13 protein-coding genes are annotated in these 14,730 nt (G+C 68.1%); all 13 read right to left on the bottom strand.

Annotated elements, in window-relative coordinates:
• Positions 1-9 precede the first annotated feature (9 nt).
• Positions 10-2,850: a phosphoenolpyruvate carboxylase gene (gene ppc / locus H1R19_RS11435; protein ID WP_219851466.1), complete on the bottom strand. Its 2,841-nt coding sequence runs from the start codon at positions 2,848-2,850 to the stop codon at positions 10-12.
• A 78-nt stretch (positions 2,851-2,928) separates the two neighbouring features.
• Complete coding sequence (gene secG / locus H1R19_RS11430; protein ID WP_188329338.1) at positions 2,929-3,162, bottom strand: preprotein translocase subunit SecG; 234 nt, start codon at positions 3,160-3,162, stop codon at positions 2,929-2,931.
• Positions 3,163-3,299: 137 nt separating this feature from the next.
• On the bottom strand, positions 3,300-4,088 hold the full coding sequence (tpiA, locus tag H1R19_RS11425; protein ID WP_188329242.1) for a triose-phosphate isomerase: 789 nt from the start codon (positions 4,086-4,088) through the stop codon (positions 3,300-3,302).
• Positions 4,089-4,092: 4 nt separating this feature from the next.
• Positions 4,093-5,304: a phosphoglycerate kinase gene (locus H1R19_RS11420; RefSeq protein ID WP_219851465.1), complete on the bottom strand. Its 1,212-nt coding sequence runs from the start codon at positions 5,302-5,304 to the stop codon at positions 4,093-4,095.
• Positions 5,305-5,344: 40 nt separating this feature from the next.
• Entirely contained in the window at positions 5,345-6,364 is a 1,020-nt protein-coding gene (gene gap / locus H1R19_RS11415; RefSeq protein WP_219851464.1) for a type I glyceraldehyde-3-phosphate dehydrogenase, read from the bottom strand.
• A 177-nt stretch (positions 6,365-6,541) separates the two neighbouring features.
• The gene (gene whiA, locus H1R19_RS11410) at positions 6,542-7,519 is read right to left on the bottom strand and encodes a DNA-binding protein WhiA (RefSeq protein ID WP_188329239.1); all 978 of its coding nucleotides are present in this window, start codon (positions 7,517-7,519) and stop codon (positions 6,542-6,544) included.
• Positions 7,520-7,614: 95 nt separating this feature from the next.
• The gene (locus H1R19_RS11405) at positions 7,615-8,679 is read right to left on the bottom strand and encodes a gluconeogenesis factor YvcK family protein (RefSeq protein ID WP_188329238.1); all 1,065 of its coding nucleotides are present in this window, start codon (positions 8,677-8,679) and stop codon (positions 7,615-7,617) included.
• Positions 8,676-9,608, bottom strand: coding sequence for an RNase adapter RapZ (gene rapZ, locus H1R19_RS11400; RefSeq protein WP_219851463.1), 933 nt, complete (start codon positions 9,606-9,608; stop codon positions 8,676-8,678). The genes H1R19_RS11405 and rapZ overlap by 4 nt, the downstream gene beginning before the upstream one ends.
• On the bottom strand, positions 9,601-11,718 hold the full coding sequence (gene uvrC / locus H1R19_RS11395) for an excinuclease ABC subunit UvrC (RefSeq protein WP_219851462.1): 2,118 nt from the start codon (positions 11,716-11,718) through the stop codon (positions 9,601-9,603). The genes rapZ and uvrC overlap by 8 nt, the downstream gene beginning before the upstream one ends.
• Before the next feature lie 10 nt (positions 11,719-11,728).
• Positions 11,729-12,211, bottom strand: a complete 483-nt coding sequence (locus H1R19_RS11390) for a PH domain-containing protein (RefSeq protein WP_188329235.1) — start codon at positions 12,209-12,211, stop codon at positions 11,729-11,731.
• Complete coding sequence (gene ribH, locus H1R19_RS11385; RefSeq protein ID WP_188329234.1) at positions 12,208-12,720, bottom strand: 6,7-dimethyl-8-ribityllumazine synthase; 513 nt, start codon at positions 12,718-12,720, stop codon at positions 12,208-12,210. Before ribH ends, H1R19_RS11390 begins: the two co-directional genes overlap by 4 nt.
• Positions 12,717-14,042 carry a bifunctional 3,4-dihydroxy-2-butanone-4-phosphate synthase/GTP cyclohydrolase II gene (locus H1R19_RS11380; RefSeq protein ID WP_223205083.1) on the bottom strand — a complete coding sequence of 442 codons (1,326 nt, stop codon included), beginning with the start codon at positions 14,040-14,042 and terminating at the stop codon, positions 12,717-12,719. Before H1R19_RS11380 ends, ribH begins: the two co-directional genes overlap by 4 nt.
• A 20-nt stretch (positions 14,043-14,062) precedes the next feature.
• Positions 14,063-14,701: a riboflavin synthase gene (locus H1R19_RS11375; protein ID WP_188329233.1), complete on the bottom strand. Its 639-nt coding sequence runs from the start codon at positions 14,699-14,701 to the stop codon at positions 14,063-14,065.
• Positions 14,702-14,730 lie beyond the last annotated feature (29 nt).

The raw sequence follows: 14,730 nt of genomic DNA, 5'->3' as shown, positions 1-14,730 counted from the left end.
CCACCTCGCCTAACCGCTGTTGCGCAGCGCCGTCGCGAGACCGTTCATCGTGAGCTGGATGCCGCGACGGATCAGCGGGGTGTCCTCCCCCGACCGGAACCGACGTAGCAGCTCCACCTGCAGCAGGTTCAGCGGCTCGAGGTACGGGAACCGGTTGTACACAGAGCGTTTCAGTGCGGCGTTGTCGTGGAGCAGATCCTCGGTGCCGGTGATCTTCGCGCACATCTCGATGGTGCGTTCGTGCTCGTCGACGATCATCCCGAACACCGTGTCGCGCAGTTGTTCGTCGGGCACGAGCTGTGCGTAGCGGTGCGCCAGGCCCATGTCCGACTTCGCCAGCACCTGGGCCATGTTGGACATGACGGTCCGGAAGAACGGCCACTCGGCGTAGTACCGCTGCAGGGTCTCGAGGCGTTCCTGATCGTCGCCGATCCACTCCTCGAAGGCCGACCCCGTGCCGTACCAGCCGGGCAGCATGACGCGGGACTGCGTCCACGACAGGACCCACGGGATGGCCCGGAGATCGGAGATCTTCTCGGTCTGCTTGCGCGACGCCGGCCGGCTGCCGATGTTGAGCGCACCGATCTCCGACAGCGGCGTCGACGTGGTGAAGTACTCGACGAATCCTGGTGTCTCGTGGACGAGTCGGCTGTATGCGGCGCGCGCCCTGGCCGCGATGTCGTCCATGATCTCGTAGGCGGGCTCCGAATCGTTGCCGAGCCCTTCGACGTCGAGCAGCGACGACTCGATGGTGGCGGCGAGCAACGTCTCGAGGTTCCGCCGTGCGGCAACCGGTTCGGCGTACTTGGCCGCGATGATCTCGCCCTGCTCGGTGATGCGCAGGGACCCCTGCACCGCACCCGGCGGCTGCGCCAGGATCGCTTCGTAGCTCGGCCCGCCGCCGCGTCCGACGGTGCCGCCCCGACCGTGGAACAGGCGCAGGCGGATCCCCGAACGCGCGGCGGCCTCGACGAGGTCGAGTTCGGCCCGGTACAGCGCCCAGTTGGCGGCCATGTAGCCGCCGTCCTTGTTGGAGTCGGAGTAGCCGAGCATGATCTCCTGCATCCCGTTCTGGAACTCCACGAGTGCGCGGTAGAACGGCACCCCGAGAACGGCGAGCATGGTCTCCGCGCCCTGTTGCAGGTCCTCGATCGTCTCGAACAACGGGACCACCCGAACCGTGCAGCGGGGCTGGTTCTCGCCGACGACGCCCGGGTCGTAGAGACCCGCCTCCTTGAGCAGGATGAGGGCCTCGAGCATGTCACTGACCGAGGTGCACATGCTGATGATGTAGTTCGGCACCGCTTCGGGGCCGAAGGTGGCGACCGCCCGCGCCCCGGCCCGCACGATGCCGAGTTCCTTGGCCGCCAGTTCGCTCAGGTCGGCGTCGAGGCTGGTCAGCGGACGACGGGCCTGCAGTTCCGCGGACAGGATCTCCACCCGCTCCGCCTCATCGAGGGAGGCGTAGTCGGGGTGGACCCCGGCCCACGCGAGCAGCTCGCCGACGACCTCCTCATGGGTGTCGGAGTTCTGTCGCATGTCCAGACCGGACAGATGGAAGCCGAAGGTGCGGACCGCTTCTCGAAGCGCGAGCAGCCGGTCGTCGGCGATGGTGTCGTCGTTGTTGGCGCGCAGGGCGGCATCGATGACGTCGAGGTCGGCGAGGAGCTCGTCGGCGCCCGAGTACGCCTCCTTGCCGTCGAGCAGGAAGAGATCACCCGACGAGAGGAAGTCCTTGCCGAACATGCCGGTGGCGGTCGCCACGAGGCGCGATCGGATGTGCCGCAGGGCCAACCGGAACGGTTCGTCGGCGGCGGGGTCGTCGGCGGCGGCACCGGCGAGCTCGAACAGTCCCTCGGTCGCGCTGATCAGCCGCGCCGACATACTGAGCTCCCGGCCGAGCTTCTCGAGTTCGCCGAGGTGGTAGTCGACCGCGGTCTGCGCGGCCAGTGTGGTCGCCAGGGTGACGATCTCGGAGTTCACGAACGGATTCCCGTCCCGGTCGCCGCCGATCCAGGAACCCATCCGGATCATCGGCTCGTCGGCCAGGCCCGCCTTGGGATAGGTGGACCGCAGCGCGGCGCGCACCGAGGTGTTGATGGCCGGGACGACCTCGAAGAACGACGCGTCGTAATACCGCAACCCGGAACGGATCTCGTCGGAGATGGTGAGACGCTCGAGGCGGATCAGCGCGGTCTGCCAGAGGGTGAGGACCTGTCGGCGGATCGACTCGGTGACCTCGGCATCCTCGTCCGGGGTCAGTTCGGTGCGACCGCGGAAGCGCATGAGTTCGGTGATGCGGTGCTGCGCCTCGAAGACGGTTCGGCGTCGCGTCTCGGTGGGGTGGGCGGTGATGACCGGAACCACGGCGGCGTCGGCGAGTGCCTTGCCCACCTCGTCGTCGCCGAGTCCGGCCGCCTCGAGCTTGGCGTAGGTCGCCGCAAGGCTGCTGTTCTGGGGCGGGTCGCCGGCGCGCACGTGGATGGCACGGCGGCGTTCGCGGTGGATGTCCTCGGCCAGATTGGCCAGGAGCGCGAAGTGACTGAAGGCGCGGATCACCGGCAACGCGGTGGTCACGTCGAGGTCGACGAACTTCTCGGCGAGCTCGTCGCGGTCGACCTCGTTGCGGCGCACGCCGAATGCGGCCACGCGTGCCGACTCGATCAGGTCGAAGACGTCTTTGCCGGAGTGTTCCCGGACCACCTCGCCGAGGATGCCGCCGAGCAGACGGATGTCCTCGCGTAACGGCTCGGTGAGTGCTCGGCCCTCGTCGTCGACGACGATGTGATCGACGATCGAGATGGACGGACGCCATGCGGGGGCTCCCCGTGAGGGGACGGATTCACTCATTCCCCGAGTATCCCGGCATTCCCGGGGTGGGGCATCTCGGAACGCGATCAGCCCGGCAGGGTCACAACCGCATGGCGGTCAGGAGAGTTTGATGTCGACGCCCACGCCGACGATGAAGATGACCCAGATGAGGCCGACGAAGACGGTGAGCCGGTCGAGGTTGCGCTCGACCACGCTCGAGCCCGACAGGCTGGACTGGACACCGCCGCCGAACAGCGACGACAGACCGCCACCCTTGCCGCGGTGCAGCAGGACGAGCACGATCAGCAGCACGCTGGTCACGATCAATCCGATGTCGAGTGCACCTTGCACAGTCACGAGTCCGAACGCCCTTCCGTAAAACACTGGAAAAACAGCTGTGGCAGGTCGGCTCCGTCACTCGAGGTAACGGTCCGGATCGAACCGGACGAAAGCCAACCTGCCACAGTGTACGCGTGGGGTGCGGCCCGTCAGGGCAAGGGGCCACCCGCGGCGATCGCCGACAGCGTCGCGAACTCGTCGGACTTCAGCGACGCACCGCCGACCAGGGCGCCGTCGACGTCGGGACGTCCCACGATCTCGCCGACGTTCTTGGCGTTCACCGATCCGCCGTAGAGGATCCGGACCGACGCCGCGGTCTCCGCGTCGGCGATCTCGGCGAGCGTCTCACGGATCGCCTTGCACACCTCCTGGGCGTCATCGGCGCTGGCCACGCGGCCGGTTCCGATGGCCCAGACGGGCTCGTAGGCGATGACGGTCTTGGCGATGTCGGCCGCCGACAGACCCGCGAGCGAACCCTTGAGCTGCGCGACGTTGTACGACACGTGTTCGCCCGCCTCACGGACGTCGAGACCTTCACCGATGCAGACGATCGGGGTGAGCTCGTACTTGAGCGCGGCCTTGGTCTTGGCCAGCACGAGCTCGTCGGTCTCGGCGTGCATGGTGCGCCGCTCGGAGTGCCCGACCACCACGAAGGTGCAGCCGAGCTTCGCCAGGAACGCACCGCTGATCTCGCCGGTGTAGGCACCCGAGTCGTGCGCCGACAGGTCCTGCGCACCGTAGGTGAGCAGGAGCTTGTCGCCGTCGATGACGGTCTGCACGCTCCGGATGTCGGTGAACGGCGGGATCACCGTCACGTCGACCTTCTCGAAATACTTCGCGGGCAGCGCGAACGCGATCTTCTGAACCAGCGCGATGGCCTCGAGGTGGTTCAGGTTCATCTTCCAGTTGCCCGCGATGAGGGGCTTGCGACTCGCCATCAGCTCAGTTCTCCAAGACTGTCAGTCCGGGCAGTTCTTTGCCCTCGAGGTACTCCAGGGACGCTCCGCCACCGGTGGAGATGTGCGAGAAATCGCTGTCGGGCAAACCCAGGGTCCGCACCGCGGCCGCCGAGTCACCGCCGCCGACGACACTGAACGCGCCGTTGGCGGTGGCACCGGCGATGGCCTCGGCCACGCCGCGGGTACCCGCCGAGAACTTCTCGAACTCGAACACACCCGACGGGCCGTTCCAGAAGATGGTCTTGGCGCCGGCCAGGACCGCGGCGAAGCGCTTCACCGACTCCGGTCCGATGTCGAGGCCCATCCACCCGTCCGGAATCGCGTCCGCTGCCACCGTGTCCGCCTGCGCGTCGGCGGCGAACTTGTCGGCCACCACCACGTCGACGGGCAGGTGGATGACGTCGCCGAAACGCTCCAGCAGACTCTTGCAGACGTCGATCTGGTCCTCTTGCAACAGCGAGGTACCGACCGGATGTCCCTGTGCGGCAAGGAAGGTGAATGCCATGCCGCCGCCGATGACCAGCGTGTCGACCTTGGGAGCCAACGCCTCGATGACCCCGAGCTTGTCGGAGACCTTCGAGCCGCCGAGGACGACGGCGTAGGGACGCTCGACCTCATCGGTGAGCTTCGACAGGACCTCGACCTCGGCCGCCACCAGCTCGCCCGCGTAGTGCGGGAGCAGCTTGGCGACGTCGTAGACCGACGCCTGCTTGCGGTGCACCACTCCGAACCCGTCCGACACGAAGGCGCCGTCGTCGCCGACGAGCTCGACGAGTGCCTTGGCCAGGGCCTCACGCTCGGAGGACTCCTTGGAGGTCTCCCGCGGATCGAAGCGGATGTTCTCCAGGAGCAGAACGTCGCCGTCGGTGAGACCTTCGGCGCGGGCGAGCGCGTCGGTCCCGACCACGTCGCCGGCGAGCTGCACGTTGCGACCGAGTTCCTCACCGAGCCGCGCCGCGACGGGCGCGAGCGAGAACTTCGGATCCGGCTCGCCCTTCGGACGACCGAGATGCGCGGTGATGATCACCTTGGCACCGGCGTCGATCAGTGCGTTGAGCGTGGGCAGTGAGGCGAGAATCCGACCCGGATCGGTGATCGTCGACCCGTCGAGCGGGACGTTGAAATCCGACCGGACCAGCACTCCCCTGCCCGAAACGCCTTCTTCGAGAAGGTCTTTCAGAGTGGGAACACCCATGTGGCGTTGACTCCCTTTCAGGTGGAACGACGTGGGTGGACTAGAGCGACTTGGAGACGAGACCGATGAGGTCGACGAGGCGGTTGGAGTAGCCCCACTCGTTGTCGTACCAGGACACGACCTTGGCCTGATCGTCGATGACCTTGGTCAGGCCGGAGTCGAACAGCGAGCTGTGCGGGTCGGTGACGATGTCGGAGGAGACGATCGGGGCGTCGTAGTACTTCAGGATGCCCTTGAGCGGTCCGTCGGCAGCAGCCTTCAGCGCGGCGTTGATCTCGTCGGCGGTGGCCGACTTCGACAGCTGCGCGGTGAGGTCGGTGACCGAACCGGTGGGGATGGGCACGCGCAGCGCGTAGCCGTCGAGCTTGCCCTTCAGCTCCGGGAGGACCAGGCCGATGGCCTTGGCGGCACCGGTCGAGGTCGGCACGATGTTGATCGCGGCACCGCGGGCGCGGCGCAGGTCCTTGTGCGGGCCGTCCTGCAGGTTCTGGTCCTGCGTGTAGGCGTGGATCGTGGTCATGAGGCCCTTGACGATGCCGAACTCGTCGTTGAGGACCTTGGCCAGCGGGCCGAGGCAGTTGGTGGTGCACGATGCGTTGGAGATGATGTTCTGACTGCCGTCGTACTGGTCGTCGTTGACGCCCATGACGATGGTGATGTCCTCATCCGACGCCGGAGCGGAGATGATGACCTTCTTGGCGCCGGCGTCCAGGTGACCCTGAGCCTTGGCGCGTGCGGTGAAGATGCCGGTCGACTCGACGACGACGTCGACGCCCAGGTCGCCCCACGGGATCGCGGACGGACCTTCCTTGACCTCGAGCGCCTTGATCTTCTTGTCGCCGACGACGATGGTGTCGTCACCCTCGAGGCTGACGTCGTCGGAGAGGCGACCCAGGATCGAGTCGAACTTCAGCAGGTGCGCGAGAGTCGCGTTGTCGGTGAGATCGTTTACCGCGACGATCTCGATGTCAGTGGTGCCCAAAGCTTTTTGCGCTTCGACGGCACGGAAGAAGTTGCGGCCGATCCGGCCGAATCCGTTGACGCCTACCCGAACAGTCACAGTTGTGCTCCTTAGCGGTATTCATGGTCAGGCCTGTGGGTCAAGCCCTGGTGGCCGCGCCGTGAGCGGTCCGTCACACACACTCGTGATCGTGGTCCGCCCACGCCGTCACCAGCCTAGTGGGCGAGCGCGCGCAAGGCACACCCGCAGGTCCGGGTCAGGACCGACGATGACGGCTCAGGCGTCGTCGAGAAGCTCGGAGGTCACCGCGGACTCGGTGTCCGGAATGCCGTCCTGGCGGGCCTTCTTGTCGGCCATCGACAGCAGGCGCCGGATGCGGCCGGCGACCGCGTCCTTGGTCATCGGCGGGTCGGCGAGCTGGCCGAGTTCCTCCAGCGAGGCCTGCCGATGCGTGATCCGCAGCTGTCCGGCGGCGATCAGATGGTCGGGCACCTCGTCGCCGAGGATGTCCAGGGCCCGTTCGACGCGGGCCGCCGCGGCCACCGCGGCTCGGGCGGAACGCCGGAGGTTCGCGTCGTCGAAGTTGGCCAGGCGGTTGGCGGTCGCACGCACCTCGCGGCGCATGCGGCGTTCCTCCCACACGAGCCTGGTCTCCTGAGCTCCCATGCGCGTCAGCAGCGCACCGATCGCCTCGCCGTCGCGGATGACCACGCGGTCGGCGCCGCGCACCTCGCGGGCCTTGGCCGTGACGCCGAGCCTGCGGGCCGCCCCGACGAGTGCGAGAGCCGCCTCCGGTCCGGGGCAGCTGACCTCGAGCGCCGAGGAACGGCCGGGTTCGGTGAGCGAGCCGTGCGCGAGAAACGCACCGCGCCAAGCGGCCTCGGCGTCGGCGACGCTGCCGCCGACGACCTGGGCGGGCAGACCCCGCACCGGGCGACCGCGGAGATCGAGCAGTCCTGTCTGGCGGGCCAGACCCTCGCCGTCCTTGGTGATGCGGACGATGTAGCGCGCGGACTTGCGCAGACCGCCGCCGCGCAGCACGTGGACGTCGGAGGCGTATCCGTAGAGGTCGTGGATCTCGCGGCGCAGACGCCGCGCCACATTTCCCATGTCGACCTCGGCCTCGACCACCACGCGGCCGGCCACGATGTGCAGACCGCCGGCGAACCGCAGTAACGCCGAGACCTCGGCTCTCCGGCAACTCACCTGGGTCACCGACAGGCGACTGAGCTCGTCCTTCACCGCCGCCGTCATCGCCACCGGTCCCTGTCCTCCTGTCAACAGACCACACGTCCCTTGTATCCACGGCCGGCACGCGTGTCATCGCACCGCGAGAGCGCCGACATGCCTCAGGCGTCCGCTCGGCCAGAGTAACGGGTCAATTCACCCTCGCACAGTTCGTTCACGACGGCGGCGACTTTTGCCGGGTCATGGACCTGCCGCCCGGGCACCGCGACATCACCGACATCGAGCTGCGCGCCGAACAACCCGGCCGCGCGGACGAGGTGATCACGTTCGCGACCGGCGGGCACCGACGACGCATCCACGAGGACGTGGTCGACGCGGAATGTGTCGGCGTGCGCATGCAGGACGTGCAGGTGGCGCTCGACGGAGAATCCCGGCGTCTCCCCCGGTTCCGGTGCGAGGTTGACCACGAGGATCTTTCGGGCGGCACTGCGCTGCAACGCCTTCAGCTGCTCGGGCACGAGCACGTGCGGAATCACGCTGGAGAACCAGGAGCCCGGCCCCAACATCACCAGGTCGGCGGATTCGATTGCCTCCAGGGCGGTTTCGCAGGCGGGCGGATCGTGGGGCGACAGCCGTACACGACGCACCTTGCCGGGGGTGGTCGCCACCGCGACCTGTCCGCGGATCTCGCGACTGATGCGCGGGTCGGCCTCGAGACCGGAGACATCGGCCTCGATGTCGAGCGGGACCGTCGACATGGGCAGGACCTGCCCCTCGATGCCGAACATCTCGCGCAGCTCACCCAGCGCACCGACGGTGTCGCCGAGGACCTCGGTGAGCCCGGCCAGCAGCAGGTTGCCGATGGGATGACCGGCCAGCGCGCCGCGCCCGCCGAAGCGGTGCTGGAGGACCTCGGCCCACAGTTCGTGGCGACGTCGGGTTGCGGGGTCACCGGCGACCTGGAAATCCTCGAGTGCCTTGGGCGCACACATCAGTGCCGCGAGGGCCATCCTCAGGTCGCCGGGCGGGATGAGGCCCAGTTCGGCGCGGAGGCGGCCCGAGGAGCCACCGTCGTCGGCGACGGTGACCACCGCGGTGATGTCCGCGCTGAGATAGCGCATCGCCGTCAGCGTCGCGTAGAGCCCGTGACCGCCGCCGAGAGCGACGATCTTCGGGTCACGTGGCGTCCCGGCCGAGCCGGCCGTCGCGGGTGCCACGGGAGTCATTCGCGACCCAGGTCGCGATGCATGACGCGAACGTCGTACGACGCCAGGCCCGCATCGTCGACGGCCTTGCTCAGCCGCGCCGACAGTTCTTCTGCGATGGCCACGCTGCGGTGTTTGCCACCGGTGCACCCGACGCTGATCGTCATGTAGCGCTTACCCTCTCGCAGATACCCCCGGCCGACGATGGACACCACGCCGGTGTACAGGTCGAGGAAGTCACCGGCTTCGGGCTCACCCAGGACGTAATCGCGCACCGGCGCCTCCTGGCCGGTGTGGTCGCGCAGTTCGTCGATCCAGTGCGGGTTGGGGAGGAAGCGAACGTCGGCGACGAGGTCGGAATCGATCGGCAGCCCGTATTTGAACCCGAACGACTGCACGACGATGCTCAGCCGCGGCTCGGTGTCTCCCGGCGCCACCCCCTCGACCACCGCGCGCAGTTTGGCCGCGGTCAACTCCGACGTCTCCACGACGAGGTCCGCGACGTTCTTGATCGGCGCGAGAATCGCACGTTCGCGCGCGATCCCCTCGATGAGGGTTTCCTTGCCCTGCAGGGGGTGTCGGCGACGGACCTGCTCGAAACGGCGCACCAGCACCTGATCGCTGGCATCGAGATACAGCAGCCGCGTGCGGATCCCCGAACGTTCGAGGCTGTTCCGCAATTGCTCGAGTTCATGTGCGAGGTTCGCGTTCGAGGCGCGCAGCACCATCGCGAGCCGGGTGATGGACGGGTCGCTCTCCCGGATCATCCCGACCATCGTCGAGATCAGCGACGGCGGCACGTTGTCCGCGACGTACCAGCCGTCGTCCTCGAGCACGTTGGCCGCGGTGGACCGTCCGGCGCCGGACATCCCGGTCACGAACAGCACGGTGAGTTCGGCACCCGGCCGGTCGGCGATCTCCATGTGCTCGGTCCCCGTCTGGTCAGTCATCGACACCTCGTCCGCTGTCACCGGTCATCACCGTCATCTCCGTCTCGTCCGTCATCGCCGTCTCGTCCGTCATCGCCGTCTCGCCAGTCACCGCCGTCACGTCTTCGGTCGCCGTCACGTCATCGATGGCCGGGACCTCGTCGATGGCCGGCGCCGTGTCACTGCCGAGTGCGGTACGGACGGCGCGGGCGGTGGTCAGCCCGATACCCGGCACCGCCGAGATCTCCTCCAAGGATGCCTCACGGAGCCGGGCGACCGAACCGAAGTGGGTGACCAGGGAGGTGCGTCGGGTCTTGCCGAGGCCCGGGACGCCGTCGAGCACCGACTCGGTCATCCGTTTGCTGCGCTTGCTGCGGTGGAAGGTGATCGCGAAGCGGTGCGCCTCGTCGCGCACGCGTTGCAGCAGGAACAGGGCCTGGCTGTTGCGCGGGAGGATCATCGGGTCGTCGTCACCGGGCACCCAGACCTCCTCGAGGCGTTTGGCGAGGCCGATCACCGAGACGTCGGTGACCCCGAGTTCGTCGAGGACCGCGGCTGCCGCATGAACCTGCGGCGCCCCGCCGTCGACGACGAAGAGGTTGGGCGGATAGGCGAATTTCCGGGGCTGAGCCGGGGTGTCGGCGTCGGCGCCGATCTGCCCGGACACCGGTGGTGGGGCCTCGCGGTCGGAACGGTGGCGCAGGAAGCGACGCCGGGTGACCTCGGCGATCGAGGCCACGTCGTCGGAGTGCCCGTCGCCGGCCGCGTGGCGGATCGAATAGTGACGGTAATCGGACTTGCGGGGCAACCCGTCCTCGAACACGACCAGCGAGGCCACCACGTCGGTGCCCTGAACGTGCGAGATGTCGACACACTCGATGCGCAGGGGTGCCTGGTCGAGCATCAGCGATTCCTGCAGTTCGGTGAGCGCTGCCGACCGGGTCGTGAGATCACCTGCGCGACGCAGTTTGTGCTGGGCGAGCGCTTCGCCTGCGTTGCGGGCGACGGTGTCGAACAACGCCTTCTTGTCGCCGCGCTGCGGCACCCGCAGCGTGACCCGGCTCCCCCGCAGCCCGGTCAGCCATTCCTCGAGTTCCTCGGCTTCGGAGGGCAATTCCGGCACCAGGACCTCACGCGGGATCGACTCGCCGTGGGCACGGCCGGAACCGACGTCGACCGCGGCGTCGAAATCGACCTGCGCACCGTAGAACTGGGTGATGAACTCGCCCACGACGTCGCCGTCGGTGCCGTTGTCGCTGCGTTCGACCACCCAGCCCCGCTGACCGCGGACCCGGCCGTCCCGCACGTGGAAGACCTGGACGGACACCTCGAGCTGGTCGCCGGCGAGCGCGACGACGTCGGCGGTGGTGCCGTCGCCGAGGACCACGGCCTGCTTCTCCATGGCCCGGCGCATCGCGCCGATGTCGTCGCGTAGGCGGGCGGCCCGTTCGAAGTCGAGATCCTCCGCGGCCGCGGCCATGTCGCGTTCCATCCGGCGGATCATGAGGTCGGTGCGGCCGGCCAGGAAGTCGCAGAAGTCCTCGACGATCTCGCGGTGCTCCTCGGCGTCGACCCGGCCCACGCAGGGGGCGGCGCATTTGTCGATGTAGCCGAGCAGGCAGGGCCGGTCGATCTGCCGGTGTCGTTTGAAGACGCCCGCCGAACAGGTTCGCGCCGGGAACACCCGGGTGAGCAGGTCGACGGTCTCCCGGATGGCCCAGGCGTGCGCGTAGGGACCGAAGTAGCGCACGCCGCGTCGGCGAGGACCTCGGTAGACGAACAACCGGGGATACTCCTCGTTGAGCGTGACCGCGAGCATCGGGTAGGTCTTGTCGTCGCGATACCGCACGTTGAAGCGCGGGTCGAACTCCTTGATCCAGTTGTATTCGAGCTGTAGCGCCTCGACCTCGGTACCGACGACGGTCCACTCGACCGATGCTGCCGTCGTCACCATCTGCCGGGTGCGCGGGTGCAGCGAGGTGATGTCGGCGAAGTACGACGTCAGACGCGACCGAAGGTTCTTGGCCTTGCCGACGTAGATGACGCGACCGTGCTCGTCGCGGAACTTGTACACCCCGGGATCGGTCGGGATGGTTCCGGGCGCAGGACGGTACGTTGTCGGGTCGGGCACGTGTTCCAGGCTAGTGGCCGGGCCGGACAGTCCCGCGGTAGCGTTCCTCGATCTCGCGGAACCTGCTCATCGCGTCGATCGCGCGCTGACCGTCACCGGCCTGAATGGCCAGGACGGTGATGTGTTCGTCGGCGGGAAACAGCAGCCAGGCGCCGAAACCCTTCTCCGGATAGGTGAGACCGAGAACACGGTCCCACTCGAAGAGCCGCGTCGTCGCGAGGTTCCGCACCTCCACGCCCTGTGCGCCGACGCGAAGCCGGGGACGGGTCAGCAGCAGGATGGCGCCGGACACGAGCACACCGATGAGGATGATCGCGACCTGGTCGGAGCCGCCGAGGTTGCGCACCCCGACGTCGTCGATGGTGAGCAACAGCCCGAAGACGATGTGGATCGCCAGCACGACGACGGCCGCCGCGATGGCCCACCGCGGCAGGTTGCGCGGACGGTGGACCAGATCCCATTCGTCGCGTGACGGCTTGGCGGCAGAACTCACGCCGGCGCTCCCCCGACCGCCGCAGGCAGCGCTTCACCGCGCTGGAGGGCACGCAACGTCAGGGCCGACGCCAATGCGGCGACGGTGGCCTGGGCGCCCTTGTCCTCCGACGAACCCGGCAGACCGGCACGCGCGATCGCCTGTTCCTCGGTGATCACGGTGAGGACGCCGTTGCCGACCGGGGTCGACTCGTCGAGCGACACCCGCGTGAGGCCTGCGGTCACCGCGTCGCAGACGTACTCGAAATGCGGTGTCTCGCCCTTGATCACGACGCCGAGCGCAACCACTGCGTCGTGGGTGCGCGCCAGCGCCTGGACGATGACGGGCAGTTCGATCGCACCGGCCACCTGCACGATGGTCGGCTCGGTGACACCGTTCTCCCGCGCCGCCCGAAGCGCGCCGTCGAGCAGTGCGCCGCAGATGGTCTCGTGCCATTGCGATGACACGATCGCCAGCCGCAGCTTGCCTGCGTCGGCGAGTTCGAGGGTCGGCTCTCCGTGGCCGCTCATGCAGGTGCTCCTTCGGATGCGCCGTCGCCGGTGGTGAGGTGATCGTCGAGGCCGACCAGGTCGTGGCCCATGCGGTCCCGCTTGGTGCGGAGGTAGCGCAGATTCTCGGAGTTGGCGCGCACCGGCATCGGGACGCGGTCGACGATGTGCAGGCCGTACCCGTCGAGCCCGACGCGTTTGGCCGGGTTGTTGGTCAGCAGACGCATCGAGGACACACCGAGGTCGACGAGGATCTGGGCGCCGAGCCCGTAGTCGCGCGAATCGGCGGGCAGACCCAGCTCGAGGTTGGCGTCGACGGTGTCGGAGCCGGCGTCCTGAAGCTGGTAGGCCTGCAGCTTGTGCAGCAGGCCGATGCCACGACCCTCGTGACCGCGCATGTACAGGACGATGCCCCGGCCTTCGTCGGCGACCATCTCCATCGCCGCGTCGAGCTGCGGGCCGCAGTCACATCGCAGCGAGCCGAAGACGTCACCGGTGAGGCATTCCGAGTGCACCCGCACGAGGACGTCGTGGCCTTCGCCGTCGGCGCCGGTGATGTCGCCCTTGACCAGCGCCACGTGCTCGACCTCGTCGTAGACGCTGGAGTACCCGACGGCACGGAAATCGCCGTGGCGCGTGGGGATCCGGGCGTCGGCGACACGCACGACGTGCTTCTCGTGACGACGCCGCCAGGCGATGAGGTCGGCGATCGAGATCATGGCGAGGTCGTGTTCGTCGGCGAACACGCGCAGCTCGTCGGTCTGCGCCATCGAGCCGACGTCCTTCTGGCTCACGATCTCGCAGATCACGCCCGCGGGCGACAGGTTGGCCAGGCGGGCCAGGTCGACGGCGGCCTCGGTGTGGCCGGGACGACGCAGCACGCCGCCCTCCTTGGCCCGCAACGGAACCACGTGACCGGGCCGGGTGAAGTCGGCGGCGGTGGCGTCCGGGTCGGCCAGCAGCCGCATGGTGGTGGCGCGGTCGGAGGCGCTGATGCCGGTGCCGATGCCGTCGCGGGCGTCGACGGTCACGGTGTAGGCCGTGCCGTGCTTGTCCTGGTTCATCGAGTACATCGGGGGCAGCCCGAGGCGGTCGCAGGAGTCGCCGTCGAGCGGGACACACAGGTAGCCCGAGGTGTAGCGGACCATGAAGGCCACGAGCTCGGGAGTGGCCATCTCGGCCGCGAAGATGAGGTCGCCCTCGTTCTCACGATCCTCGTCGTCGACCACGACGACGGCCTTGCCCGCCGCGATGTCGGCGATGGCGCGCTCGATCGTGTCGAGTTTGACTCCTCCGGCGTCAGCAGCAGTTCCGTCTTCACCGTTGCGCGGCGACTCACTCATCAGGACCTCACTCGTTGTGCTCATTTCGCCCCCACCCCATCAGGCGTACCACTGTCGCCCGATCCGAGGTGAAGGCGCTCCACGTACTTCGCGATGACGTCGACCTCGAGATTGACCACCGTGCCCGGTTGTGCGGCACCGAGGTTGGTCTCGTTGAGGGTGGTCGGGATCAGGGAGATCTCGAACCAGGAGTCATCGCCGGACCCGCCGACCGCGGAGACCGTCAGGGACACACCGTCGACGGTGATCGAACCCTTCTCCACGAGGTAACGGGTGAGTGTGCCGGGCACCGCGACCCGTACGATCGTCCAGTTCTCCGACGGGGAGACGGCGGCGATCGTGCCGGTGCCGTCGACGTGGCCCTGCACGATGTGCCCGCCGAAGCGGCCGCTCGCGGGCATCGCGCGTTCGAGGTTGACGGTGCTGCCCGCGGCGAGGTCGGACAGTGAGCTGCGGCGCAGCGTCTCGCCCATGACGTCGACGGTGAACTCGCCGGGACGGAGATCGACCACGGTCAGACACACGCCGTTGACGGCGATGGAGTCGCCGTGGCCGGCGTCAGCGGTGACAACGGGTCCGCGCACGGTGAACCGGGCGGCGTCGGTGAGATCCTCGCGGTCGGCGATGACGCCGAGTTCTTCCACGATTCCGGTGAACACGCACTCCTCCTGCTCGCTCGGAGCAGACA

Source organism: Gordonia jinghuaiqii (assembly GCF_014041935.1).
GTDB lineage: Bacteria > Actinomycetota > Actinomycetes > Mycobacteriales > Mycobacteriaceae > Gordonia > Gordonia jinghuaiqii.
This window is presented reverse-complemented; position numbering and strand designations above follow the sequence as displayed.

Coding starts and splice junctions, on each gene's coding strand:
- ppc (WP_219851466.1), bottom strand. CDS start 2,850: ATGAGTGAATCCGTCCCCTCACGGGGAGCCCCCGCATGGCGTCCGTCC.
- tpiA (WP_188329242.1), bottom strand. CDS start 4,088: ATGGCGAGTCGCAAGCCCCTCATCGCGGGCAACTGGAAGATGAACCTG.
- H1R19_RS11420 (WP_219851465.1), bottom strand. CDS start 5,304: ATGGGTGTTCCCACTCTGAAAGACCTTCTCGAAGAAGGCGTTTCGGGC.
- whiA (WP_188329239.1), bottom strand. CDS start 7,519: ATGACGGCGGCGGTGAAGGACGAGCTCAGTCGCCTGTCGGTGACCCAG.
- H1R19_RS11405 (WP_188329238.1), bottom strand. CDS start 8,679: ATGACTCCCGTGGCACCCGCGACGGCCGGCTCGGCCGGGACGCCACGT.
- rapZ (WP_219851463.1), bottom strand. CDS start 9,608: ATGACTGACCAGACGGGGACCGAGCACATGGAGATCGCCGACCGGCCG.
- ribH (WP_188329234.1), bottom strand. CDS start 12,720: ATGAGCGGCCACGGAGAGCCGACCCTCGAACTCGCCGACGCAGGCAAG.
- H1R19_RS11380 (WP_223205083.1), bottom strand. CDS start 14,042: ATGAGTGAGTCGCCGCGCAACGGTGAAGACGGAACTGCTGCTGACGCC.